This window comes from Paraburkholderia sp. Clong3 (genome assembly GCF_050436485.1).
In the GTDB taxonomy this organism is placed as follows: domain Bacteria; phylum Pseudomonadota; class Gammaproteobacteria; order Burkholderiales; family Burkholderiaceae; genus Paraburkholderia; species Paraburkholderia tuberum.
Genome location: NZ_JBNDMH010000001.1, coordinates 72,014 through 95,298, shown reverse-complemented (window position 1 = coordinate 95,298; position 23,285 = coordinate 72,014). Strand labels below are relative to the sequence as shown.

The window sequence follows — 23,285 nt, the reverse complement described above, 5'->3', positions numbered from 1 at the left end:
CCTCTCTCCATGCGCTCTCAGGTGCGGTGGAGGCTGGTTTGGGAAAATGAGTTGCGACTCGCCGACCACATCGAACTGTCCGAGTTCTTCCGAAAGACCTACGGACCGACCGGGGCGTTTAATGCAAAACCATTCGAAGGCAATCACAGTTGGGCTGGTGCGAGGCCAGAGGTCCGTGCAATCGGCTACGACGCGCGCGGCGTAGCGGCTCATGTCGGCGCACTGCGTCGTTTCATCAAGGTTGGCGCAGTCGATCTACTAGTGGCCGAACTAGGACTGTACGCGGTACGTCCGGATCTTGAGGGACTCGGAATCCCTCAATTAATGCGCGTGATGTATCCCGTGTTGCAGGAACTTGACGTTCCATTCGGCTTCGGCACGGTTCGCCTCGCGTTGCGGCAACATATTGCAAGGCTGCTCGGCCGACCCGGTCTGGCGACTATTGTGTCTGGAGTTCGCGTGAGGTCGACCCTTCGAGAAGTGCATCTCGACAGGCCGCCCACGCGCATCGAGGACGTGCTCATTGTCGTCTTACCGATTGGACGGTCAATGAGCGATTGGCCGACCGGAACGATAATTGATCGGAACGGGCCAGAGCTGTGAGGCACTGCTTATCCGAAGCGCGCAGCGAGTGCGCTGACACCACCGGACGTCGCAGCGTTTATTTGACGTTTGACGACGGCCCCAATCCACTTTGCACACCGGACGTCCTCGATGTGCTGGCGGAACACCGGGTGCCAGCGACTTTCTGCGTCATCGGTGCGTACGCAGCGGACCAGCCGAAGCTGATCCGACGGATGATCGCAGAAGGGCACGAGGTCGCAAACCACACGATGACTCATCCGGACCTGTCCAGATGCGAACCCACCGAAGTGCAACAGGAAATACTAACGGCAAGCCGGGTCATCAGGATGGCGAGCCCCCATGCTTCGCTGCGGTATATGCGTGCCCCGTATGGCATGTGGAGTGAAGCAGTGCTCACTACGTCAGCGAGCGCTGGTCTGGCGCCCCTCCACTGGTCGGTAGACCCGCGAGACTGGTCTCGTCCCGGCGTGGACGCGATTGTCAGTGCGGTGCTGGCCTCTGTCCGGCCGGGTGCAATTGTGCTCTTGCACGACGGATGCCCTCCCGATGAGCTGGGACGATGCACTCACGCTGGTCGGCGCGAGCAGACCCTCACGGCGCTTTCCCTCATGATTCCAGCATTGCATGACCGGGGGTTTGCAATCCGATCGCTTCCTCAACCTAACCGGACAAACCAGACACCCTATGAACATGCTTGCCGCAACTAGCACTGTCGCTGTCTCGTTTTATGCGCTGCTCTCGACTGTCTATAAAAGCACGCACGCGCTTTATGCTCAGCCGACAAACGTGTCATCGCTGTCGGACGGCCTGGTCGACTCCGACACTCTGCCGGGCGTGGATGTCATCGTTCCCTGCTTCAACGAGGACCCGCGCACGCTTTCGGCATGCCTGGAGTCCATTGCAAACCAGGACTACGCCGGAAAACTGCGCGTCTATGTGGTTGATGATGGTTCTGCGAATCTCGATACGCCGCTCGTTAGGAGATTTGGTGCTTAACGTCGACTCGGACACGATAATCGGCTCAGACGAGGTCACGAAGCTTGCATTGAAAATGCAAAATCCAGCGATCGGCGCGGCCATGGGTCAGTTGACCGCCAGCAACCGGAGCGACACCTTGTTGACCGGGTTGATCGAGATCCTTTACCGACTAACGATTTGTGCATCCGTCGACTCCGTGAAAACTGGGAGCTACTGAGCCCTACCGCAAGCAGTTCGGCACTCGCCCACCGCCAGATTTTGCGCGGACAGGAAGATTCCCCTGTGAAACGTTGCCGCGCGGCAAAGCGTTCGTACCACATCCGCATATAAACGTCTCAATCTGATGCACCATTACCTTGGGGGCCTGCAGAAATATTCGAAGGACATCACCCTCTTTCTGGCGCCCCACATCAACTCCTACAAGCGATTCCAGATCGGTACGTTTCCGCCGACCAAGGTCGCACGGAGCCAAGACAATCGGACGGTCGGTTTCCGCCTTTACGGCGAAGGCTCGGACGCCGTCCGCGTGGAGTGCCGCATTGGCGGTGCGGATCTCAATCCGTATCTCGCTTTTGCGGCCCTGATCGCGGCGGGTCTTGCGGGCATCGACGAGAAGCTGGCATTGCCAGACCCGCTTGTCGGCGACGCGTATCGGGATGCCGAGCTACCGGAAATTCCGAAAACGCTGCGGGACGCCACCGACATCAGTTCGACATTCTGTCCGCTAGCGGATGGAACCGATCGAGCCACCTCCAGCGCGGGGCCGCATTGTCCGGAACGTAACATTCGCAACACGAACAATCGGACGATGCACCGCCATAACCCGACATTGTGCCGGTCAACATTCCGCAAATTGTGCTCCGACTGTAGATGCTCGCTTGGCACAACGCTTGCGATCCATCGCCGACAACTCAAGAGACCTGACATGCTCAATCCGATCATCAATGACACGACACTTCGTGACGGCGAACAGACCGCCGGCGTCGCGTTTCGCACCGAGGAAAAATGCGCGATCGCCGCCGCACTGTCGCAAGCCGGCGTGGCCGAACTCGAAATCGGAATTCCTGCCATGGGCGAAGACGAAATGGCGTGCATCGCTGCAATCGTCGACCTGAACCTCGACGCCCGCCTGACGGTTTGGGGGCGCCTCACCGACGAGGATCTCACCGCGGCATTGCGCTGCGATGCCGATATCGTTCATCTCTCGGTTCCCGTTTCGGATATTCATTTGCAACACAAGCTGCGGCAGTCGCGCAGTTGGGTACTAGCGCAGATCGCACGCGTCGTCGACGAGGCAGCGAAAAACCATCCCAAGATTTCCCTCGGCATGGAAGACGCCTCGCGCGCGGATCCCTCATTTCTCATAGAAGTGGCTCAATGCGCGCAGCAGCACGGGGCCCAGCGCGTGCGCTTTGCCGACACTGTCGGTATCCTGGACCCCTTTAAGACCTTCTACGCCATTGCAGCGCTGCGCGTCGCCGTCGATCTGGAGATCGAAATCCATGCGCACGACGACCTCGGGCTCGCCACAGCCAACACACTGGCCGCCCTTGGGGCCGGCGCGACCCATGCGAGCACCACCGTCAACGGGTTGGGTGAGCGCGCCGGCAATGCAGCGCTGGAAGAAGTCGTGATGGGCGCGCGGCACCTGCTGCGACGAGACACTGGCGTCGACACCAGAGCGCTGCCCGACATTTCGTCGTTGGTCGAACAAGCCTCAGGCCGCGCAGTTTCCTTCAACAAGAGCATCATCGGTAGGAGCATCTTTACTCACGAGTCGGGCATTCACACCGACGGCCTCGCGAAGCACCCCACGACCTACGAGGGATTCGATCCAGCAGAGCTCGGCCGGCACCGGTCGACGATACTCGGGAAACATTCTGGATCTCAAAGTGTGCGTGAGGCCTACGACGCTCTAGGCGTGAGCGTGTCGGAGCGGCTCATCCCGCTTCTGCTTGCGCGCATCCGCTCTTTCGTCACGCAGCACAAGCAGGCGCCGAATGCAAGCGATCTGCGCCGCTTCCTGACCCAAGCCCACAGCACGCGGGTGAAGGTGTCGTGAGTGTGGTGATGGCGGCCAAACTTGTCCAATAGAAATAACGACATGCAAGAAGTTATCGAACAACTGCGTCACCTTTCGTCGGCCGAGGATTTCCTGCAATTCTTCGACATCGCATTCGACGAGAAGGTGGTGAACGTGAGCCGCCTGCACATCCTCAAGCGCTTCTTTCAGTATATCGAGCAACAGAAAGAACTGCCGCGTAACAACGCGACGGCCGTGCTCGCCGTCTATCGATGCTTACTGCAGAAGGCCGACAACGACTTCGTTGTATCCACGCCCGCGGAGCAAAAGGTCTTCAAAGCGTCCAGCCTGCGCGACGTGTCGCTGAAACTCGTGCACAAGATATTCGCTCGCCATCCGACATTGGAGGCGGACCTGTTGATGAAGAGGGCCCCATGAACTCGCCCGCTGCCTCGGAAAAGAAGCCGGCCGCGCCGGTCAATCGGGCCGCCGGCCGTAACCTCGATCTGCCCGAACGTCTGAAAGCCTACCAGGGCGTCTGGGTCTTTCTCGAGCACGACCGCGGCCACGTGCATAGCGTGTCGTGGGAGCTGCCCGGTGAGGCGCGCAAGCCCGCCGACAAACTCGGCACTCGTGTCGCTGTGGCCGTGCTCGGCGGTACCGACGAGCCGCTTGAGCAGGTTGCCAGTGAGGCGTTCAGTTTCGGCGCGGACAAAGCGTATGTGATTCACGACCCTGTGTCGCTCGGCTATCGCAACGAACCGTTCACGAAGGGGCTGACCGACCCGGTCAACAAGTACCGCTCCGAGATTCTGCTGCTCGGTGCAACCTCGATGGCCCGGGATCTCGCCGGATCTGTCGCAACGACGCTTTTGACCGGCCTCACCGCCGACTGCACTGAGCTGAACATTGACCCGTAGTTGCCGCATTCTGTGCACGGACCATCACAACCTCGAATGGGCGTGTCCGCGCGGCGGGCATCGCATCCAGTTCAGGTTCGCGTAGACAAACACATCCATCGTCACATCGGCTTCCGAGCGCCGCAAAAGCGGCCGGACGCCTCACCATATCGGAGCAAATTGATGAATCTCACTACTGGTATCGAATCGACCGATCTGTTCGGCGGCAACGTCCCTCCCCCCTTGCTACAGTTGATCGAGAGAACCCACGGCGGCAGCAATGACGATGTGGCCGCCGCGTTGTGGACTGCGGTCCTGTCGTACCCGCGCTGCCTGCCACCCTACTATCTGCTGTATAAGTTCCATGCGAACCGGGGTGAACTTGGCGAGGCGCAGGAGGTCGCGACCAAGGCTTTGGCAGTCGCCGCCCGGCAAGCGTCGCTCGACAGCGACTGGTGTGCGGTACAGCCGGGCGACACCGACTTCACCATTCCTGGTCCGGGCCGCTTCTGGCTCTTCACACTGAAGGCGCTTGCGTTCATTAGCGTGCGGCGCGGTGAGCGCGCCGTTGCACTGAAGCTGATCGCCAAGCTGCGCAGGCTGGACCCGATCGATTGCATAGGCTTGGACGTCGTGGAAGCCTTGCTCGCACAGTCCGCGTCCCGATAATCGCCGCCGGAAGAGGTCCCTGCGCTATTTCCAGCCATGATCGTTCCTCAGGTGGATGCATCGCCATAAAGGAGAAAATCCATGAAGAATCATGTCGCATCTTCACAAAGTCCATCACCGACTGTTGACCTATTGTATGACTACGCGCCATTCCTCCAGCTCTGCGAGTCTGAAGGGGGAATCGGCTCCTTTTCATCACGCACCCCAACTCCGCGCGTTGCCATCGTAGGGGCCGGTATCAGCGGTCTTGTGGCGGCCACTGAACTGATGCGGGCAGGCGTAAACGACGTTACGGTCTTTGAGGCCCGCGATCGCATTGGAGGAAGAATATGGTCACAAGTATTTGATCCGCGCCACCCGCACCTTATTGCTGAAATGGGCGCAATGCGGGTCCCTCCGAGTGCAACCGGTCTTTTCCATTATTTGAACAAACACGGCATTTCCACGACCGCGTCTTTCCCCGATCCAGGAGTGGTTGATACCGAATTGCATTATCGCGGCACTCGCCATACCTGGCCGGCGGGGGATTCGCCGCCGCCTTTGTTCAGGCTCGTTCATGAAGGCTGGAGGGCCTTTTTGCAGGATGGGTGCGTGATCAATGGCACATCTCTTGTAGCGCCGGCAGAAATCACGGTCATGTTGAAGTCACATCGCTTTCAGGAAGCGCGTGCGGCATGGCAAACGTGGCTCGATGTCTTCCGTGACAGTTCTTTCTATGCCGCCATTGTCGCGATTTTCACTGGTCCTCGCCCCCCCGGAGGCGTCCCTTGGGAAAGGCCTTATGACTTTGAGCTGTTTGGCTCTCTGGGAATAGGATCCGGCGGTTTCCTACCTGTTTATCAGGCCGGATTCACCGAAATACTGCGCTTGGTCGTTAACGGCTATCTGGATGATCAACGCCTGATTTCCTGCGGAATCTCTACACTGGCTGAGCGCCTGGCGGAAGCGGAGATCGCAGGGCGCTCCGTTGCTGAACGGGTTCGCTTCAATAGCGTGGGTCGCATCTACAAAGAAAATGGAAAGATAAAGCTGGTAACTGATGAAGACGAGGCATTGGTTTTCGACCGAGTAATCGTCACCAGCAACAACAGGGCAATGCAGATGGTTCATTGCCTGACCGACGACGAAACGTTTCTCAGCCGCGACGTCTCACGAGCCGTCAGGGAAACGCATCTTACGGGTTCCTCAAAGCTGTTCATGCTCACCCGCGACAAGTTCTGGATCACGAAAGACCTGCCAGTCACCATCCAGTCTGACAGTTTTGCGAGAGGAGTATATTGCCTTGATTACGAACCCGATAAGCCAGATGGTCAGGGTGTGGTTCTGCTTAGTTACACTTGGGAGGATGACGCTCACAAGCTACTGAGTGTTCCCGACAAAAAACAGCGGTGTGAGTGCTTTGTTGACGACCTTGCAACATTCCATCCAGAACTTGCGCGCCACCTTGTTCCCGCCGATGATGACTATGAACGTAGCGTCCTGCACCATGACTGGCTGACCGATCCGCATTCTTCGGGTGCCTTTAAGCTCAACTATCCGGGCGAAGATGTTTACTCGCAGCGTCTCTTCTTTCAGTTCAAGACCGCGAATGATCCCGCATGGGATTCCGGCCTTTATCTGGCAGGATGTGGCTGCTCTTTTACCGGAGGGTGGATTGAGGGAGCTGTGCAGACGGCTGTGAATAGCGCCTGCGCCGTCATACGCAGCGCAGGAGGAAATCTTTTACCGGGCAATCCTCTTGACGAGATCCGCAGTGCTTATCGTTACTGATATCGCACACGATGACCTCCTATTCGTGGAAATTTTATGTATTCGAAAAACACTGTGGAATCGCTTTGCGGTGGCATACGTACCGGTGCACTTTCTGCGGCTGAAATCCGGGAGCGTGCACTCAGCGCTGATGCGCATCTGAAAAAGCTCAACTGCTTCATCCGTGCTTGCGGCCCGGACGCGCATTTCGCTAAAGCGAATGATGCCCTGAAAGGCGCACCGCTCTACGGCATTCCCTTTTCCTTAAAGGACAATATTTGTGTTAAGGGGCTCCCTGTTACCGCCGGGACACCGGGGATGGAAGGTTGTATAGCCACGCGCGATGCGCTTGTTGTCAGAAAGCTGAGATCGCTCGGTGCTGTCGTTGCCGGCAAGAACAACATGCATGAACTCAGCTTTGGTATCACATCGGTCAATCCTCAATGGGGAACGGTCGGAAATCCAGCGGCTCCAGGGCATTTGGCTGGTGGCAGCAGTGGCGGCTGTGCCGCTGCCGTGGCAGCCGGTATCGTTCCGATGGCGATCGGAACGGACACCGGCGGCTCCGTAAGGATACCGGCCGCCTTCTGTGGTATCACCGGCTTCAGGCCCACAAGTGGTCGCTGGTCTTCGGCCGGAATCATTCCAGTTTCTCGCACGAAGGATTCGCCGGGCCTTCTGACGCGGACGGCGAAAGATGCATTGCTTCTATATGATCTGCTGTCCCCCGATAGCCACCTTCCGACAAAACAGAAAAATACTCGCGGCCGAATAGGCCTTCCGGCCTCCATGTGGACTGACCTGGAGGATGATGTCCGAAAGTATTGCTGGCATGCCGTCAAGCGATTGACCCGCGCTGGTTTCCAGTGCGTTGAACTGGATGACGCGGTTGTTGCTGACCTGAATAGAACCGGAACCTTCACCATTCCGGTTTACGAATTCTTCACGGACTTTCCCCGCACATTGCTTTCCCTAGGATGGGGAAACAGGATAAATGCCGTATTTGATAACATTCGCGACAAAATTGTCCGCGACATCATTCACGCCAATCTTGGTGGACAGCTTATCTCTGCCGCAGATTATTCATCAGCGATCCAGAATATAGGCGTCTTACGTCTACAAATAGACTCGCTGTTCAGCACTCAAGGCATCGATTTTCTCGTGTACCCGACAGTTCCGCGTAGCGTCCCTCATCTGAGCGATGCCAGCAGGCCGGGACTGTTTGCCGAAGTGATACGTAACACCGACCTGGCCAGCAACGCCGCGATACCTTCTATCACCCTTCCAGTTGCTCCCGATGATGCATTACCGGTGGGGTTGAGTATTGACGCCGCGCGGGGTCAGGACCGCCGTCTTCTGGCCGCAGCAACGTCTATAGAAGACATTTTGGCTTCCTGAAAATGAGGCTGCTATTCAACACCGCACAGACGCACGGCACCGATAACAGCAAACATTCATACGCATTGCCAGGAGGCAGATAGCTAATGCAAATTTCGTTGAAAAGAATAAACGTGCTCTTTGACGCAGATAGTTTTGTTGACCGTCAACCTGCCGCAAAAAGTCATTTCATCTGCGGCGAAGGGACCATAAATTCGGTAAAAACGTTTCTGGTCATGAATCGCGGAGGAGACTGTGAATTTCAGGGAGGCGGACAGTGGCGCACTGCCGAGCAGATCATCAGCACAGTAACTCAGGCCCGGGATAAATGCGCCCCCTTAATCTACATTCAGGACAAGGCAGGAGGGACAGGCAGTTTCGACACCACGAAAGTGCTCTCGCCGGACATGGCCAGACTACTTTTATCCCCATTTGGAATGGGCAGGGTCAGTGCATCCCTCGCCGAATTTGCAGAAGGGAATTTGCTAATTTCCGCCATACTCGGTCCGACCTCAGGTCCACTTGCTTTACCGTTGATGCTCGCAGACCTGGTGTTGATGACTGAGAAAGGCGCTCTATGTATGGGCCGTCCGGATATGGTGAAGGCAATGCTGGCCCAGGAGTCCGATCTCTATTCGCTAGGTGGAACAGACGTTCACAGCAAGGGCTCGGGCTCGGTTCAACTGGTATTCAAAGATGAAGAAGGTTTATTCGAGTGCATAAGAAAATTACTGCACGGAAGTTTCAAAGGCAACGCACCCCATGGTCTTGAATATGAAGAACCCGACGCGGCTGATTTTGAAAAATTAATTCCATCAGATCATCGCGCACCCTATGATATGCATCATTTGCTGCATTCCTTTATCGACAAAGGCAGCTTTACGGAAATAAGCGCCGAATACGCGGAGGAAGTGTTGACCGCCTACGCGAGCATCAAAGGAAATTTCGCTGCAATTATTGCCAACAACCCTCGACATAATGGAGGTGCAATTTATCGGAAATCCGCCTCAAAAATGATAAAAATGATAAATATTGCCGCAAAAACCAACATGCCAATCATATTCATTGCCGATATCCCGGGATTTATGATCGGCAGAGAAGCTGAAAATAGTGGCATATTTTCGGCTGCAGCGGAATTATTCAGAGCACATGTTCGATGCAAGGTACCAAAGTTACTGCTCGTTGCCAGAAAAGCGTATACGGGAGGCGTGTACGCCATGTGTGGTCCTGGATTTGACCCTGTGGCAGTACTGGCGTATCCGCAGGCCCACATCGGGGTTTTCAGCCCGGACACGATGAAGAAAGTAATGTGTGAATCTGATGAGACCACCAGATCCATAATGCGAAAACTGACCGACGAGATTGAAAACCCCGAATTGTTGAAAATTAATGGGCTGATTACTGATGTCATCGAGATAGAACATACTCGGGAACAAATTACCAAGTATTTGTTCCCTGTAGGGAGTGAAGCTGGCGCCTGAGTTGAATCGCAAGCGTCTCACTTCCACAGTCCAGCGCAGTCTGCTTGTCGGTAACGCGGAGACATGGCGGGCGGATATCGCCGCGTTAAAGGGCGAAGTTTCGCGGTTTGGCGTCGGCCTGCCGTTGTTGAGGGCTAGCGAGGAGGTGCATGCGGCATCGACTGAAGCCGACGCCGACCGAATCTCGACGAACCAGGTTGAGGCCCCCAGCGAAGCCAGGCTCAACGGCGAGCAGATCCAGAAGGACCGAGAAAATGTTGAAACCAGCGCCCGCTGGCCGTGGAAGTCCGGCGTTAAGTCGTGAGTTCGGTGCACGGAGTGGTGGCAGGCTGCCGAACCATCGCGATCACTCACAACCGTCCGAGAACCTGTATCACATAACGGCCGCTAGCGTCGACCGGCGACAGTCCCCGTGGCGCACCGCACGCGTACTGTGAGCGATAGACTTCATTAATGATGATCTTCAGCACCCAGCGATCGCGCAGTTGCAGCGTTGTCCATCACCGCGGCGCCATTCATGCAACAACCAGATTGACACACAGCTTGCCGATCGCGCCGAACCTGCTCGATCAGGCGTTTGCCGTCACCGTGCTGAATCAGGCGTGGTGTGACGATATACGTTATAAGTGTTCAGGAAAAATTGATTTGAAAATCGGCGCCGTACCTGCTTAGCAGTGCTGCGAGTTCGGCATCGATGGTCTCGCGCGTCCAGGTGAGGGCTCGACGCCATCGGTATTTCAGGTGCCGCCAGACGATCTCGATCATGTTGAGCTCGGGGCTATAGGCAGGCAGGTAAAACAGGATGACCTTATGTTCGAGCAGCCAACGTTGGCGCGTCGCGTCGCTGATACCGTGATGGATGCTGGCATTGTCCAGCACGATCACCGTGGGCAGACCGTTCCCGGTGGCGAGCACACTGTCGATGAAGCACTCGACATCCTGGGCTTTAATGGTGCCGGTATGCGCGGCGTGGATCAGCGTGTTTTCGCCGAAGTCCAGTGCGCCGATCACGCTGCGGCGGCAGTGATGGTTCGGTTCGACCTGGTGAGGCAAGCCTCGTGGTGACCAGCTACGTTGAACCGGCGGCGATCCATGGAAGCCCGCCTCATCGAGATACACCAACCGCACGGCGTCCCCGCGTGCAGCCTGTTGGAGTTTCTCGAGTGTGGCCTGTTTCATTGCGAACGCTTCTTCGTTGCGCTTTTTTTGAGCGCGTAGCGGTTGCGCTTGAACGAAAAGCCGTTGCGCTTGAGAGCTTCGCCCAGCGTTTCGACCTTGCAGGGCAGCGGCTCGTTGAGCGCGGCTTCGACGCGCTGGGCAATGCCACCAAGGGTCAGCGGTTCGGCGCGGGCGATCTCAAGGGCCACAGCGATCTGGGCTTCAGTCAGCAGCGCATGCCGGCCGCCGTTATGTGCGCCCATCAAGCCGCATATGCCCCGCTCGCGCCATGCGTGCGACCAGTTGTAGACGCTCTGGCCACTCACGCCCAGTTGCGCCGCAATGGCGCGGGCCTTGAGGCCACGTCCGAGCATCAACAGGCCCGCCGCGCGTGTGCGCGTATCCCGATGACGGTGATTGATCGACATCTGCTGCAATGTCAGCTCCTCGACTGCCTTCAACACTACGACACACTTCATCCACGACCCCGGCACCGACCAAGACGCCAGGTTAGCCAAAGTCAAACCGTTTTACCAGGAACACTTATCGCCACAAAACCCTCGAAACCCCACAAATCCATGCCGCAAAAACCTTGCTGAAAAATGCCATTTTCTAACTTGGGTGGATTGGTCTTCGCGTGGTCTCACGCGGAGGAGTCATGCGTGACGCCTCCTGCAATATTATCTCCCGCATCCAATTGCTTGCCGGATCACTGTTGTGAAGGGCAGACCATTGGACGGCCTCGGTGAATGCGGGAAGTGGCAGCGGAAGTTCGACGATCCGCAGAGGCATCGTTTTTTCGAAATACTTGACCAGCCTCAAGGGCATCGTCCCTATACGGTCAGTGTTTAATAGCATAGGCGGGATCATGCTAAAGCTCTGCACGATGACCTCGTCCCGTCTCTTGAGACCGTGCTGACGCAAAAACCATTCCTCGATGGAGGGCTGCCGCGTACGCCCGAACTTGACCACAACGTGCCCCATCGACATATATCTCTCGAATGTAAGCTGCCCTGATAGCTGCTTGTTCCTGCGGCAGCCTACGCACACGAGCGTCTCCTCGAACAGCTTCGCTCTAGGGTGCGCGCTCGTCATGAACAATTCCGGCAAGATAAGAAAATCGGCTTCGCCGCGCCGGAGAACCTCATCGGGGTCATCGGCAAGTGGCAGCAACTCGAAGCTGACGGCGGGAGCTTCCCGTGCAATACGCTCCACGATCTTTCGAAAAAATACGACTGCCATGAAATCGGAAAGGATGATCCTGAAGCGGCGATCCGATTTGGCTGGGTTGAAGACGTCCTGGGAAATAACGGAGAGCTGGATGTGCACCAGCGCCTCGCGGATTGGAGCAGCGAGCCCTTCTGCACGCGGTGTTGGGACAAATTCCCGGCCCCTCATCGTAAATAGTTCATCGCAAAAATAGGCGCGTAGCCGGGCGACGGCCGCGCTCATGGCCGGCTGGCTCAGGTTGATGCTGCGTGCCGCCGCGGTGAGATTACGCTCGGTCATCAGAGCATCGAGCGCGACGAGGAGATTTAGATCGAGGCCCTTGAAACGCATGATCCCAAGTTATCCATAATGTAGATGTGTTCCATCAAAACAATCGATTTTACGAATTGTACGGCATGGAGGATAGTGTTCCTGGTAGATCCGTTTAAATTTCGCAACCTGCTGGCGCCTTCGTGGTGCCGGGATAGTGGATGAAGTGTGTCGCAGAACTGAGCGAAGCCGAGGAAATGACGTTGCAGCAGTTGTCGATCAATCACATGCATCGGGAGCCCTCCTCGCGAACCCGCCGCATGTTTGGCAACGATTGCGGATTTCCTCGAGGTTCCAGCGCTTCAGCTTTCTGGTCGCGCCATCCTTCAGCGCCAGGAAACGCGACCCTGGACCAAACGGTACAGAATTTTCATGAATTGCGGCGCCATTTTGCAGACGGACCCTACGCGAGATTCTTTGGGCTGGTGACCTCTGACCAGTGTTCGCAGCGGCGAGCGATACCCTACCTTACTTATGTGGTAGGGGTTCGAGTCTTGCCAGTAGGGCCTTCCTACCACGATGAAGGAGAGAAACATGCTGTGCTTAGGAGTGAGCGGCGGGCTAGACAAAGTTCATGAAAATTCACTCGAACTGCCGAACACATTTCTGCACGACGGCGCTGCGGTGCTTGTCCGGGACGGACGCGTAATAGCGGCCGTCGAAGAGGAGCGCCTCAACCGGATCAAGCACTCTAACAAGTTCCCGAGCAGTTCAATTCAATACTGCCTCGCATCCGCAGGGATTCAGCTCAGCGATATCGACCACATCGCGTTTTACGCTACCGAGGCCTATTGCAACGTCATGCTCGAACGCCTGTTCCTCTCCCAGCCGAACATCTCCATTCCGGTGGATGCCAAGCTGTTTCTGCGTAACTTACTAATGCGGGAATTCGGTACCGAGGTCGATCCTTCGCGAGTCTCATTCGTGAGTCACCATCTGGCGCATGCCGTGAGCGCGTTTGCGATGTCTGGATTCGAGCAAAGTCTGATCCTCGCGGTCGATGGCGGCGGTGATTTCCTCTCGGGGCTCTTGGCGCTCGGATCTGGAACCGAAATTACGCAACTCGCGACTTTCGCAGAGCATAATTCTCTAGGGCTGTTTTATCTCGAAACAATCCGGTATCTCGGTTACGGCTTGTTCGACGAATACAAGGTCATGGGGCTTGCACCTTATGGGGATCCCGCTCCCTATCGCGGGCTCTTCGAGCAATTCTATCAACTGTCCGCCAACGGTGAGTACCGCGTCCACCTGGACCGCATCGGTCCGACGTTGCTCCGCAGCATCCAGGTCCGGCGAAAGGGAATGCCATTCACACAGCAGCATCGAGATGTGGGTGCTTCATTGCAGGAAGCGCTGGAGCGGATCGTGTTTCACATTCTCCGCCATCATCGCGAGGTCACCGGTATGAAGCGGCTGTGTATAGCCGGAGGAGTAGCTCATAACTGCACCATGAACGGTAAGCTGCTGTATTCGGGACTTTTCGAAGACATCTTCGTGCAGCCCGCAGCGCATGACGCCGGTTGCGCATTAGGCGCTGCCCTTATGATGTCAAACGACTTCGGTCGGCCCGCGCCGCGTGAGCGATTGCAGGAGGTTTATTGGGGGCCCGATCTGGGGAGCGATCTGGTCGTGGAGCAAGAATTGAATGCGTGGGCCGGACATCTCGACGTTGAACGCAGTGATGACGTGGCAGGCAGAGCAGCGGACTGGATGGCCAATGGCGCCGTGATCGGCTGGGTGCAGGGTCGTTCGGAGTTCGGGCCACGCGCGCTTGGCAACCGCAGCATTCTTGCCGATCCCAGGCCGGCGGCAAACAAGGACCGGATCAACGCCATGGTCAAAAAGCGTGAGGGTTACCGACCGTTCGCGCCTTCAGTGCTCGAGGACGATGCGCGCGAATTTTTTGACCTCCCAGAGGGCACCCGCGAATTCCCTTTTATGAATTTTGTAGTTCGCGTGCGCGACTCCAAGCGTGCCTTGCTCGGCGCCATCACGCACATTGACGGTACAGCGCGGCTGCAAACAGTATCGCGCAAGACCAATCCCGCCTACTGGGAGGTTATTAATGCGTTCAAGAAGCGGACAGGAATCCCAATTCTGCTCAATACTTCCTTTAATAACAACGCTGAGCCGATCGTAGATTCGGTTGCAGACGCAATTGCCACATTTCTGACGACAGAGCTGGATGGACTTGTGGTCGGGCCGTTCCTCGTCAAAAAGCGGCTCGCAACGCAGGAACATTGGACTGCGCTCGCGGTTTCACTGCCGCCCTATGCATCGCTCTATCGGGTCCGCGCTCACACAGCGCTGGATCGTCAGGAGACGGTGTGCGAAATTCGCACCGGCGGCTCCAACTATGACAGTGTGCGTATTTCACATGAGTTGTTCGATCTGCTGATGCGGATCGAAGGCGAAGCCGTGCTCGGACATCTTCTCGATTCAATTACGCCTGAGCAGACTCGACGTGAAGCCCTCGTCAAGGAGCTGCACGGATTGTGGGAACAGCGTCGGGTTCGGCTACATCCCTCACGGGCGTTGTCACGGTAACGACGCGCCTCCAATGAGTTGCTGAAGGTCTGAAACTAGGTAACAGCACTCGCGAGCTATTTTTCCAGAACGTTAAACAATAGCGTTTGGCCGCCGTGCAGTTCTTGTACCAACACGCCGGTTTTCAACGGAGCACCAGTCCCGGCCCAAGGTCCGGACACTCGCAGCGGCGCACCATAAAGGTAGACGGAATTGACACATCAAACGAACTTCGAATTGCTGCGTCGGGAATTGGACGCAGACGATCCATGGCGGCTCGACAGCAATCCCTTTGAGCACGAGCGCCACAGGCAAATGCTTCGGATGGCCCTTTCGCAGGGATCCGTCACAAATGCGCTCGAAGTCGGATGCGCAGGCGGAGCCTTCACGGAAAAATTGGCACCGCACTGCCAACGGCTCACCGTGATCGATATCGTGCCAAGCGCAATTGCCAGGACACGCGAACGCATGATGGACTCACCACACATCAATTGGATCGTCTCCGATGTCCAGCATTTTTCGACTGAGCAACAGTTCGATCTGATCGTGGTGGCGGAGGTTCTCTATTACCTCGACGGCAGCGCCGAGGTGCGCGCGGCTGTCCGCAATTTAGCACGGATGCTTGCGCCCGCTGGACAGCTGGTTTTCGGATCGGCACGTGACGCCAATTGCCGGCGATGGGGCCACATTGCCGGAGCCGAGACGGTCATAGCCATCCTGGAAGAAGAGCTGGTTGAAATCGATCGCTTGAGGTGCGTCGGTCAGTCGTCGAATGAAGACTGTCTGCTCGCCTGTTTTCGAAACGCGGCTTCGCCTTCGTGTGGACCAACTTACCAGCCTTAGGCCGGGAGATATTATGCGCATCTGTGGGATCAAACTGACGCACGACGGAGCGATCGCCCTTGTCGAGGATGGAAAACTGGTTTTTTGCGTGGAGCAGGAAAAGCTAGACAACAATCCGCGGTATCAGGCGATCGACGACCTCGATGCGATCGCGATCGCATTGGCCGAGCATGGTTTCGATGCGCACGATATCGATCAGTTTGTCATCGACGGCTGGGACGGAGTAGTCGAGTCGGAGTTTCGGGTCCTCAGTGGGTCGATTCCCGTCAGCCTGAAAGGGGCCCCTTATGCCGAACGCCGAGCCGATGATCTTCTCGCTTCGCTCGACGGCTCCGGACTGCTTGTCGGCGGCCAGTCCTTTCCTTATAAAAGCTATCCTCACGTGTCAGGCCATGTGGCCTCCGCGTACTGCACCAGTCCCTTTGCCCAAAGCGGGCAACCTGCATTCTGTTTGGTGTGGGATGGTGGCATCGTCCCACGCCTCTATCATGTAGAACGCCACCACGCCCGCCATGTTGACTGCCTTTTCCCCGTAATAGGTCACATCTATGCTGCGGCGGGTCATCACTTTGGTCCTTATAAGAAGCCGGGCGGCGCCCGGTGGGATCTGGGTGTGGCCGGCAAGCTGATGGCTTACATCGCGCTGGGCTCCGTTGACGAAGATATCGTTGAGGTATTTCGCGGGCTTTATCAGGCACGCTTTGCTGGCGACACGGAGTGTGCGCAAGCTTATCGCGAGAACATCCACAGCGCGGACGCGTCACTAGCGGCTGTGGGAGAGTTCTTCGAAGCAAGCGCGCTGCGACTGGAAGCCAAGCCGCCCGAAGACGTACTCGCCTCGTTCCATGTATTCCTCGAGCGTCTTCTCGTTCATGAAATGGGTATCGCGCTGCAGCGCCATTCGATTGCGGGCCCGAAAAATTTGTGCATCGCTGGCGGATGCGGACTCAATATCAAATGGAACAGCGCCCTGCGCGCGAGCGGTTTGTTCGACGCAATCTGGGTGCCGCCGTTTCCCAACGATAGCGGGTCGGCGATTGGCGCCGCTTGTTGCGCGCTGGCAGCCGAGAAGGGCTTCGTGCCGCTGGAGTGGTCGGTATATAGCGGACCGGCCTTAAAAGGTTGCCAAGTACCGCCCGGATGGACGGCGTCTACTTGCTCCATTGCAGAACTCGCCAGCATACTCGCCAGTAGCAAGCCCGTCGTTTTCCTTGCCGGCCGAGCCGAGCTCGGACCACGAGCATTGGGGGGCAGAAGCATTCTGGCCGCCGCGACTTTGCACACAATGAAGGATCATCTCAACGACATCAAGTTTCGAGAGCACTTCCGTCCCGTGGCACCAATTTGCCTTGAGGATCGTGCGCCGACCATTTTTAGCCCGGGGAGCCCTGATCCCTATATGTTGTTCGATCATCAGACGTGCGCGGAATGGCGAGAAAAAATCCCTGCCATCGTGCATCTCGACGGATCTGCCCGATTGCAGACCATTTCAAGAACTTCCGAGCATCCGGTGGCGCAACTTCTGGTCGAATACGAAAAACTGACGGGTATTCCGTTGCTCTGCAACACGAGCGCCAACTATCACGGACGAGGTTTCTTCCCGGACGCTGCTTCAGCCTGTGCGTGGGGACGCGTCGAACGTGTGTGGTGCGATGGTTTGTTACTGACCAGGACTGGTCTGTCGCCGTCCGTCGACGAAACACTTTTCGCTACGTCGCCGTTCGAAGATCGCTGACGTTGCAGCTCAGTGGTCAGTACGACGCCGTCAATTGTCCCGGCAGCTCGCTCTATCGCTACGGTCCGAAGACGATCAGCCGGCCTCCCTCGGCTCGATTTTCGCAAGCACTTATCCCGTGCGGAGGTTGCTCATCGACCCGCGGAACCTCGGTGCCATCCTCGGAAACTTGGCATCTTTTCAAAATGCAGTGGGTAATGTGAATGGCGGTCGGAATCCGACATTGGATGGCGGCGTCGGACAGCCGGGCGACGCGATTGCTGTTCAGCCCGGCGACTCTGGGACGTTTCATGAGGCTCACATTCGGGTGCGTCGGAGGGAGCCCGTAGGGCGAGCGCAGACGCACCGGGGATGTTCGGTTCGGCAGGGGGATGACGCGGGAATCGGGATGCGGTAGAAGAACGACTACAACTGACCGCCGAAGAAACAGGCCCGACACCGGTCCTAACCGCCAAGTTCATTCCAGTGTCGAGCCCCACACGCGCACAACGGGGTACGGGTGCCGGGCCAGTATGGCACGGCTGATCCGCCTCGTCGATTCCGCTTTGGCATTGACGGGGACTGCCGATGCCGGCCACTGGCCGCCTCTTTCTGTGCGCCCGCTGCCGGGCGCAGGTCGTCGTGTGCCGCCGTTGCGATCGCGGCCAGATTTACTGCGGTGGCGACTGCTCACAGGCCTCGCGCCGCGCCCGCCTGCGCGAGGCTGGCCAACGCTATCAACTCAGTCGTCGTGGCCGCTTTGCACATGCCGAACGGATGCGTCGCTATCGTCAGCGCCTCAATAAAGTGACGCATCAGCGTTCCCCGACACCCGTCGCCAATGCTCTACTGCCACTGACTTCGACGACGACGGCCACCGCATCGACATCCACTGTCGCCGCGCCCGGATCGACGCCTTGCTGCTTCTGTCGCCGCATCTGTTCGGGCCTTGTACGCATCGGGCCACTGCGCCGTCGGGTCTTCCGTGATGTTCGTACTACTACTGACAGAACAGGAAACGACCCATGACCATTGGAGCTGAACTCGAGGCGCAGATCCTGCGCTATTACCACGTGGAGAAGTGGCGTTGCGGCACCATCGCGCGCCAGTTGCGCGTGCACCGCGGCACCGTCCAGCGCGTGCTGGCCCAGGCCGGCCTGCCCAGGATTGGCGCCGTGCAGCGAGCCTCACAGATCGATGCTTACCTGCCGTTCATCCACGAGACGCTAAAGAAGTTTCCCTCGCTCACGGCCAGTCGCCTGTATGCGATGGTGTATGAGCGCGGCTACCGGGGCAGTCACCACCACTTCCGGCACCTGATCTCGCTGCACCGGCCACGCCCGGTACCTGAGGCTTACCTGCGCCTGCGCACGCTGCCCGGGGAACAGGCGCAGGTCGATTGGGCCAGCTTCGGTCACCTGCAGATCGGTCGGGCACGACGACCGCTGATGGCCTTCGTGATGGTGCTGTCGTGGTCACGGCAGATCTATCTGCGCTTCTTCCTCGATGCCCGTATGGACAGTTTCCTGGCAGGACATGCCGGCGCCTTCGAAGCATGGTCCGGGGTCCCCAGGGTTCTGCTTTACGATAACCTGCGTAGCGCCGTGCTTGAGCGTCAGGGCGATGCGATCCGCTTCCACCCGACATTGCTCGCGTTCGCCGCGCATCATCGTTATGAGCCTCGTCCGGTGGCTGTCGCACGGGGCAACGAGAAGGGGCGCGTTGAACGGGCAATCCGCTTTGTACGCGAGAGCTTCTTTGCCGCTCGCAGATTCACGGACCTCGACGATCTCAACGCCCAGGCGGCAATCTGGTGCGCGGGACCCGCTGCTGAGCGGCCCTGCCGCGAAGAACCCATGATCACCGTGCGCGAGGCCTTCGGGCGCGAACAGCCCAGCCTGCTCACGTTGCCGGAGAATCCGTACCCGTGTGAGCTGCTTCTCGCCGTGAAGGTCGGCAAGACGCCCTACGTGCGCTTCGACCTGAACGACTATACGATCCCGTATACCCATGTGCGACGCACGCTCACGGTACGAGCTGATCCCCGGCGCGTACGCATTCTCGACGGCGCCGATCTGCTCGCCACCCATGAACGCAGTTACGATCGCGGCGCGCAGATCGAGATTGCCGCACACATCGATGCGCTCGTCGCAAGGAAGCACGAGGCCCGTCACCATCGCGGTCTTGATCATCTGGCCCGGGCTGCGCCGGCCAGCCGGACCCTGATGCTGCACGCCGCTGAGCGTGGCGGCAATCTGGGCAATATCACCACGCACCTGCTGCGACTGCTCGACCGCTATGGCCCGGCCGAACTGCAGGCCGCGATCGAGGAAACCCTTGCCAGCGACGCGGCGCCTCATCCCAATCCGGTACGTCTGGCGCTTGAGCGCCGGCGCGAGGCACGGCAGGCCCCGCCGCCAGTCACCCTCATCCTGCCCGAACACGTGCGCAACAAGGACACGCTGGTGACACCACACCGGCTCGACATCTACGACCAGCTTGCGGGAGGCGCCGATGAACACGCCTGAGAACCTTCATGGGCGCGCGAACGCCCTGCGTCTGTACGGACTGCTCGCGCATTGGACCGATGTGGCCGCCGAACAGTGGGTCGCGCCGCTGTTGCAGTGGGAAGAGGATGAGCGCGCCCGCCGATCACTGGAGCGACGTATCCGCGATGCCCGCCTGGGCAACTTCAAGCCGCTGTGCGACTTCGACTGGAGCTGGCCCACGCGCTGCGACCGGCTTGCCGTTGAAGAGTTGATGTCGCTCGGGTTCGTCAGGGATACCGCCAACGTCGTGTTGATCGGCCCGAATGGTGTCGGCAAGTCAACCCTCGCGCTCAATCTCGCCTATCAGGCGCTCGTGCACGGTCACACCGCGCTGTTCACTACCGCCGGTCAGATGCTCGGCGAACTGGCCGCACTGGACAGCGATTCGGCGCTGCGTCGACGCCTGCGCCGCTATGCATCCCCTGACGTCCTGGTGATTGATGAGGTCGGTTACCTCTCGTACTCAAACCGCCACGCCGATCTGCTGTTCGAACTGGTCAGCCGCAGGTACGGATCGGCAAGTACCGTGGTCACAACCAACAGACCGTTCTCCGAATGGCACGAGGTGTTCCCGAACGCCGCCTGTGTCGTCTCGCTCGTTGACCGGCTGGTCCATCGCGCCGAAGTCATTGCCATCGAGGGCGAGTCCTACCGGGTCAAGGAAGCGCGCGAGAGGGCCGAGCAACGCGCCAGCAGACGCAGTAGCGCGCGTGCGGAGAAGAAATCATGAAGCGCCTGGCACACCTGCCTTCGGGCATCACCCGTGGGCTCGACTTCCTGATACCGGACAACTGGTCGCCGGAACAGGCGCTCGCCGTCGTCGAACTCATCGGGGATCTGCGTGCCCGGATCTGCATGCACTATGACCTCGCCCTGCATGACCTGCTGCACGAACAGCATTCCCCTCCCGAGGATCCCAATCTCAACGACATCGGCGATCCATTCTGATTGGGACCGGCCACCCCGACCGAGGCCGTCAACGGCGCTTCATTGTTGACGGTCCTGGTGAACCTTGTGCCGCCATTTATGTGCGGATTTACGCCGCCGTCAACAGGTAACGGGGCTCACGGGGCATCCGGGTTGAAGCTGGAGAAATCGAGCTTGCCAGCGATGAGAAAGAGGACGGTGCGCATCGTCGTGAAGCGCGTGTAACCGCGAACCTTGCGCTTGGCAGCTTGAAACAAGCCTTGATGGCCTCGATGAAGCCGTTGGTGTGGCGGGTCTGAGTCCAGACGACGATGCCGTCGAAGTGCTGGCGAATCATTCGCGCCACTTCCTTTATCGGCTCGACCTTCGAGCGCATGACGTTGGTGCACCACTGCCGCAACATCGCGGAAACAACATGGATTTGCTTGCGCTCGAGAATCTCGCGCAGTTGCTCGCGATACAGCTAGGCGCGGGCGGTGCGTTTGGTGGCGTACTGCCTGACCAGCGCCTCGAGGTCGGTCAATTGCGCCAGATTCAGTTTGTTCACGTCCTTGAGCAGCGTCCAGCCCATCCCCTTGAGTTCCGAATCGGCTTTCTGCTGCTGGCGGCGGACCGTATCGAGCGCCCTGGACGCGTGGGCGACGACGTGAAACTTGTCGAATGTCAGCCGCGCATTGGGCAGATGTTCGCCCACGCCCTTGATGAACGCCGGCGACATGTCAACGCTCACCGAGGTGACCTGTTCGGGCGTGCACCGCATTAGACTCGACTGCAAGTCTATCCGTCGAACCGGGTCAACTCAAACCGCGCTATCCGGTCGCTGTCACCGCGCGTAAAGGTGGAATTTTTGAGCGGCTTCGGCACGGCAGCAGGCGCTGCCGGCGCCTCGCACCTTAAAGGGCTGCCGCGTATCGACGGGCGACCACGCCGGCAGCTACGCGGCCTTACCAGGTTGTTGAGTTCGATGGCCACGGACAGGTTCCGGCCATAGATAACATCTGGCCGAGTTCGGTCCGGAGCGAGCCGTTTAGTTCGTCACCTGGTAGATGCTTCCGGCTTCTCCGATACGCCATCTTCCCCACGATTGCTAACACTGGAAGATTCAGGAGGTCCACTTCGCCCCAACGCCTCGGTCACCAGGCGATGCTGTTCGGCGAGATGTGCGCGAACTGACGAATGTGCACCCGACCTCTGGCATAGGCGGTCTTGACAGAGTTTCGCTCATAGAAGTGTGATCCACCGTCGAGACATACTGCTGCGCCGCCCTCAGGAAATTCATGCGTCGAGGCAACAACCTGAAAACCAATGTCGTGATTGACATGCAAAGTCATATCAACACCAACGAACCGCGCAACTGATGATCGCCGCCGGGAAATGAAAGCCGTGGTACGGTGATTTGCTCTGCTTCATCCCGACATTCTATCTGGCAGCGGTCTCAAGTTGACAGTGCCAGCCAGATGGGCTACGAATGCAAACGTCCACACCCGACGTCCGGGTATCTGCATCGATGAAGCGGCTGCAGTAGATGTTCAATCAATTCGACGAAAAGACTGTTTGTGCGGGAGCGAACGAAGCGAAAAAACCGATCGCATCAGGCTTAAGTCTTACTGCATCATATAATTAGTTGTGTATTCTATTTCCGCACAGGAAGAGTGCCATCTTTGTATGAGGCGTAGTCCAAGCAGAATACGCAACGTGGTAACAAATCAGGAACGTGGCGTTGTGCGCGCTCGACTGCCCCGTGGGATGTAATCCGGGGGAAGGACAGGCAGCGTGCGTTCAAGGAAGTTTTTTTATCGCCTTCATCTGATCCTATCCTGAGTCGCTGAGCCATCATAAACCCATATGCAGTGGTACTCAGTCTGGCGTGGTGGTGAAAGCCACGCCAGCCACGCCCCTCGTAGTGACCGAGCCCAAACTCCTGTTTCAGGTCCCGATAGTCGCGCTCGATGCGCCAGCGCATTTGGTCACGAACACAAACTGCTCAAGCCTCGCCTCCTCTGGGGCCGGCTCAGATTGTTGCGTACTGGCCCGACAAACAGTAGCCCTCAAGGACCACCTGAGCGATCACTTAACCAAGAAGAGTTGACCTAGATTAAGGGTACTCAGGGAGACCGCGGATAGTATGAAGGAATACGACGGGCGGATATCGACGTCCGTCACGCCAGTTCACCCACATTACCGATGCGAACGCTGCAGTGCCTACGCCAACGGGGGACCGTTCTGCAGATATCTGGTGACAGCAAGCTCTATACATAAATGCTACTT

The 23,285-nt window shown here is 58.0% G+C and carries 23 protein-coding genes and 4 pseudogenes; 19 read left to right on the top strand and 8 right to left on the bottom strand.

What is annotated here, in order from left to right; all coding sequences use genetic code 11:
- The first annotated feature begins 9 nt into the window (after positions 1-9).
- The 13 genes and pseudogenes from OKW30_RS00490 (at position 10) to OKW30_RS00430 (ending at position 10,065) form a co-directional block, all read left to right on the top strand.
- Positions 10-603: a NodA family N-acyltransferase gene (locus tag OKW30_RS00490; protein ID WP_187629755.1), complete on the top strand. Its 594-nt coding sequence runs from the start codon at positions 10-12 to the stop codon at positions 601-603.
- Positions 600-1,292: a chitooligosaccharide deacetylase NodB gene (gene nodB, locus OKW30_RS00485; protein WP_184072291.1), complete on the top strand. Its 693-nt coding sequence runs from the start codon at positions 600-602 to the stop codon at positions 1,290-1,292. The genes OKW30_RS00490 and nodB overlap by 4 nt, the downstream gene beginning before the upstream one ends.
- On the top strand, positions 1,270-1,581 hold the full coding sequence (locus OKW30_RS00480) for a glycosyltransferase (RefSeq protein ID WP_429345699.1): 312 nt from the start codon (positions 1,270-1,272) through the stop codon (positions 1,579-1,581). The genes nodB and OKW30_RS00480 overlap by 23 nt, the downstream gene beginning before the upstream one ends.
- Complete coding sequence (locus OKW30_RS00475; RefSeq protein ID WP_429345698.1) at positions 1,574-1,780, top strand: hypothetical protein; 207 nt, start codon at positions 1,574-1,576, stop codon at positions 1,778-1,780. Before OKW30_RS00480 ends, OKW30_RS00475 begins: the two co-directional genes overlap by 8 nt.
- 126 nt (positions 1,781-1,906) lie before the next feature.
- Positions 1,907-2,254: pseudogene (locus OKW30_RS00470) on the top strand (glutamine synthetase); the annotation flags it as partial.
- Positions 2,255-2,488: 234 nt separating this feature from the next.
- Positions 2,489-3,625 (top strand): homocitrate synthase, encoded by a 1,137-nt coding sequence (nifV, locus tag OKW30_RS00465; RefSeq protein WP_222946166.1) that lies wholly within the window; start codon positions 2,489-2,491, stop codon positions 3,623-3,625.
- A 42-nt stretch (positions 3,626-3,667) separates the two neighbouring features.
- Positions 3,668-4,024: a nitrogenase-stabilizing/protective protein NifW gene (gene nifW / locus OKW30_RS00460; RefSeq protein ID WP_429345697.1), complete on the top strand. Its 357-nt coding sequence runs from the start codon at positions 3,668-3,670 to the stop codon at positions 4,022-4,024.
- A pseudogene (locus tag OKW30_RS00455) lies at positions 4,021-4,503 on the top strand (electron transfer flavoprotein subunit alpha/FixB family protein); the annotation flags it as partial. The gene nifW and the pseudogene OKW30_RS00455, both read left to right, overlap by 4 nt.
- 165 nt (positions 4,504-4,668) lie before the next feature.
- The gene (locus OKW30_RS00450; protein ID WP_184072288.1) at positions 4,669-5,154 is read left to right on the top strand and encodes a hypothetical protein; all 486 of its coding nucleotides are present in this window, start codon (positions 4,669-4,671) and stop codon (positions 5,152-5,154) included.
- Between the two features lie 81 nt (positions 5,155-5,235).
- The gene (locus OKW30_RS00445) at positions 5,236-6,924 is read left to right on the top strand and encodes an NAD(P)/FAD-dependent oxidoreductase (RefSeq protein ID WP_429345696.1); all 1,689 of its coding nucleotides are present in this window, start codon (positions 5,236-5,238) and stop codon (positions 6,922-6,924) included.
- Positions 6,925-6,960: 36 nt separating this feature from the next.
- On the top strand, positions 6,961-8,301 hold the full coding sequence (locus tag OKW30_RS00440) for an amidase family protein (RefSeq protein ID WP_184072284.1): 1,341 nt from the start codon (positions 6,961-6,963) through the stop codon (positions 8,299-8,301).
- Between the two features lie 86 nt (positions 8,302-8,387).
- Positions 8,388-9,761 (top strand): carboxyl transferase domain-containing protein, encoded by a 1,374-nt coding sequence (locus OKW30_RS00435; RefSeq protein ID WP_429345695.1) that lies wholly within the window; start codon positions 8,388-8,390, stop codon positions 9,759-9,761.
- Position 9,762: 1 nt separating this feature from the next.
- Positions 9,763-10,065, top strand: a complete 303-nt coding sequence (locus OKW30_RS00430; RefSeq protein WP_429345694.1) for a hypothetical protein — start codon at positions 9,763-9,765, stop codon at positions 10,063-10,065.
- A 326-nt stretch (positions 10,066-10,391) separates the two neighbouring features.
- Here OKW30_RS00430 and OKW30_RS00425 read toward each other — a convergent pair whose 3' ends face one another.
- The 3 genes from OKW30_RS00425 to OKW30_RS00415 form a co-directional block, all read right to left on the bottom strand.
- Positions 10,392-10,940, bottom strand: a complete 549-nt coding sequence (locus OKW30_RS00425; RefSeq protein WP_429345693.1) for an IS630 family transposase — start codon at positions 10,938-10,940, stop codon at positions 10,392-10,394.
- Positions 10,937-11,398: a helix-turn-helix domain-containing protein gene (locus OKW30_RS00420; protein WP_429345692.1), complete on the bottom strand. Its 462-nt coding sequence runs from the start codon at positions 11,396-11,398 to the stop codon at positions 10,937-10,939. Before OKW30_RS00420 ends, OKW30_RS00425 begins: the two co-directional genes overlap by 4 nt.
- Positions 11,399-11,531: 133 nt before the next feature.
- Entirely contained in the window at positions 11,532-12,479 is a 948-nt protein-coding gene (locus OKW30_RS00415; RefSeq protein ID WP_184072277.1) for a LysR family transcriptional regulator, read from the bottom strand.
- A 513-nt stretch (positions 12,480-12,992) separates the two neighbouring features.
- Between OKW30_RS00415 and OKW30_RS00410 the strand changes: the two genes are divergently transcribed.
- From OKW30_RS00410 to nodU, 3 genes are all read left to right on the top strand, one after another.
- Positions 12,993-15,005 carry a carbamoyltransferase family protein gene (locus OKW30_RS00410; RefSeq protein WP_429345691.1) on the top strand — a complete coding sequence of 671 codons (2,013 nt, stop codon included), beginning with the start codon at positions 12,993-12,995 and terminating at the stop codon, positions 15,003-15,005.
- A gap of 192 nt (positions 15,006-15,197) precedes the next feature.
- Positions 15,198-15,827, top strand: a complete 630-nt coding sequence (gene nodS / locus OKW30_RS00405) for a nodulation methyltransferase NodS (protein WP_184072273.1) — start codon at positions 15,198-15,200, stop codon at positions 15,825-15,827.
- 13 nt (positions 15,828-15,840) lie between these two features.
- The gene (gene nodU, locus OKW30_RS00400; protein WP_429345690.1) at positions 15,841-17,562 is read left to right on the top strand and encodes a nodulation protein NodU; all 1,722 of its coding nucleotides are present in this window, start codon (positions 15,841-15,843) and stop codon (positions 17,560-17,562) included.
- Between the two features lie 669 nt (positions 17,563-18,231).
- Here the strand turns inward: nodU and OKW30_RS00395 are convergent.
- Both OKW30_RS00395 and OKW30_RS00390 read right to left on the bottom strand, forming a co-directional pair.
- Positions 18,232-18,357: a hypothetical protein gene (locus OKW30_RS00395; protein ID WP_256211476.1), complete on the bottom strand. Its 126-nt coding sequence runs from the start codon at positions 18,355-18,357 to the stop codon at positions 18,232-18,234.
- Entirely contained in the window at positions 18,357-18,500 is a 144-nt protein-coding gene (locus tag OKW30_RS00390) for a hypothetical protein (RefSeq protein ID WP_176133875.1), read from the bottom strand. Before OKW30_RS00390 ends, OKW30_RS00395 begins: the two co-directional genes overlap by 1 nt.
- Positions 18,501-18,566: 66 nt before the next feature.
- Between OKW30_RS00390 and istA the strand changes: the two genes are divergently transcribed.
- The 3 genes from istA to OKW30_RS00375 are packed head-to-tail and all read left to right on the top strand — an operon-like array spanning position 18,567 to position 21,038.
- Positions 18,567-20,069: an IS21 family transposase gene (gene istA, locus OKW30_RS00385; RefSeq protein WP_429345680.1), complete on the top strand. Its 1,503-nt coding sequence runs from the start codon at positions 18,567-18,569 to the stop codon at positions 20,067-20,069.
- On the top strand, positions 20,056-20,820 hold the full coding sequence (gene istB, locus OKW30_RS00380) for an IS21-like element helper ATPase IstB (RefSeq protein WP_429345679.1): 765 nt from the start codon (positions 20,056-20,058) through the stop codon (positions 20,818-20,820). Before istA ends, istB begins: the two co-directional genes overlap by 14 nt.
- On the top strand, positions 20,817-21,038 hold the full coding sequence (locus OKW30_RS00375) for a hypothetical protein (RefSeq protein WP_429345678.1): 222 nt from the start codon (positions 20,817-20,819) through the stop codon (positions 21,036-21,038). The genes istB and OKW30_RS00375 overlap by 4 nt, the downstream gene beginning before the upstream one ends.
- A 116-nt stretch (positions 21,039-21,154) precedes the next feature.
- On the opposite strand, the pseudogene OKW30_RS00370 reads toward OKW30_RS00375, so the two are convergent.
- The 3 genes and pseudogenes from OKW30_RS00370 to OKW30_RS00360 form a co-directional block, all read right to left on the bottom strand.
- Positions 21,155-21,765, bottom strand: a pseudogene (locus OKW30_RS00370) (transposase); the annotation flags it as partial.
- A 385-nt stretch (positions 21,766-22,150) separates the two neighbouring features.
- Positions 22,151-22,348: a hypothetical protein gene (locus OKW30_RS00365; RefSeq protein ID WP_143037370.1), complete on the bottom strand. Its 198-nt coding sequence runs from the start codon at positions 22,346-22,348 to the stop codon at positions 22,151-22,153.
- A 375-nt stretch (positions 22,349-22,723) separates the two neighbouring features.
- Positions 22,724-22,983: pseudogene (locus tag OKW30_RS00360) on the bottom strand (IS701 family transposase); the annotation flags it as partial.
- Positions 22,984-23,285 lie beyond the last annotated feature (302 nt).

What these genes read in the sequence shown, in the direction of transcription:
- OKW30_RS00435 (WP_429345695.1), top strand. Translation starts at nt 8,388, where the DNA reads ATGCAAATTTCGTTGAAAAGAATAAACGTGCTCTTTGACGCAGATAGT.
- OKW30_RS00395 (WP_256211476.1), bottom strand. Translation starts at nt 18,357, where the DNA reads ATGCGTCACTTTATTGAGGCGCTGACGATAGCGACGCATCCGTTCGGC.
- OKW30_RS00440 (WP_184072284.1), top strand. Translation starts at nt 6,961, where the DNA reads ATGTATTCGAAAAACACTGTGGAATCGCTTTGCGGTGGCATACGTACC.
- OKW30_RS00450 (WP_184072288.1), top strand. Translation starts at nt 4,669, where the DNA reads ATGAATCTCACTACTGGTATCGAATCGACCGATCTGTTCGGCGGCAAC.
- OKW30_RS00415 (WP_184072277.1), bottom strand. Translation starts at nt 12,479, where the DNA reads ATGCGTTTCAAGGGCCTCGATCTAAATCTCCTCGTCGCGCTCGATGCT.
- OKW30_RS00420 (WP_429345692.1), bottom strand. Translation starts at nt 11,398, where the DNA reads ATGAAGTGTGTCGTAGTGTTGAAGGCAGTCGAGGAGCTGACATTGCAG.
- istA (WP_429345680.1), top strand. Translation starts at nt 18,567, where the DNA reads ATGACCATTGGAGCTGAACTCGAGGCGCAGATCCTGCGCTATTACCAC.
- OKW30_RS00480 (WP_429345699.1), top strand. Translation starts at nt 1,270, where the DNA reads ATGAACATGCTTGCCGCAACTAGCACTGTCGCTGTCTCGTTTTATGCG.
- nifW (WP_429345697.1), top strand. Translation starts at nt 3,668, where the DNA reads ATGCAAGAAGTTATCGAACAACTGCGTCACCTTTCGTCGGCCGAGGAT.
- istB (WP_429345679.1), top strand. Translation starts at nt 20,056, where the DNA reads ATGAACACGCCTGAGAACCTTCATGGGCGCGCGAACGCCCTGCGTCTG.
- OKW30_RS00375 (WP_429345678.1), top strand. Translation starts at nt 20,817, where the DNA reads ATGAAGCGCCTGGCACACCTGCCTTCGGGCATCACCCGTGGGCTCGAC.
- OKW30_RS00410 (WP_429345691.1), top strand. Translation starts at nt 12,993, where the DNA reads ATGCTGTGCTTAGGAGTGAGCGGCGGGCTAGACAAAGTTCATGAAAAT.
- nodU (WP_429345690.1), top strand. Translation starts at nt 15,841, where the DNA reads ATGCGCATCTGTGGGATCAAACTGACGCACGACGGAGCGATCGCCCTT.
- nifV (WP_222946166.1), top strand. Translation starts at nt 2,489, where the DNA reads ATGCTCAATCCGATCATCAATGACACGACACTTCGTGACGGCGAACAG.
- OKW30_RS00390 (WP_176133875.1), bottom strand. Translation starts at nt 18,500, where the DNA reads ATGCGTACAAGGCCCGAACAGATGCGGCGACAGAAGCAGCAAGGCGTC.
- OKW30_RS00425 (WP_429345693.1), bottom strand. Translation starts at nt 10,940, where the DNA reads ATGAAACAGGCCACACTCGAGAAACTCCAACAGGCTGCACGCGGGGAC.
- OKW30_RS00490 (WP_187629755.1), top strand. Translation starts at nt 10, where the DNA reads ATGCGCTCTCAGGTGCGGTGGAGGCTGGTTTGGGAAAATGAGTTGCGA.
- OKW30_RS00445 (WP_429345696.1), top strand. Translation starts at nt 5,236, where the DNA reads ATGAAGAATCATGTCGCATCTTCACAAAGTCCATCACCGACTGTTGAC.
- OKW30_RS00365 (WP_143037370.1), bottom strand. Translation starts at nt 22,348, where the DNA reads ATGACTTTGCATGTCAATCACGACATTGGTTTTCAGGTTGTTGCCTCG.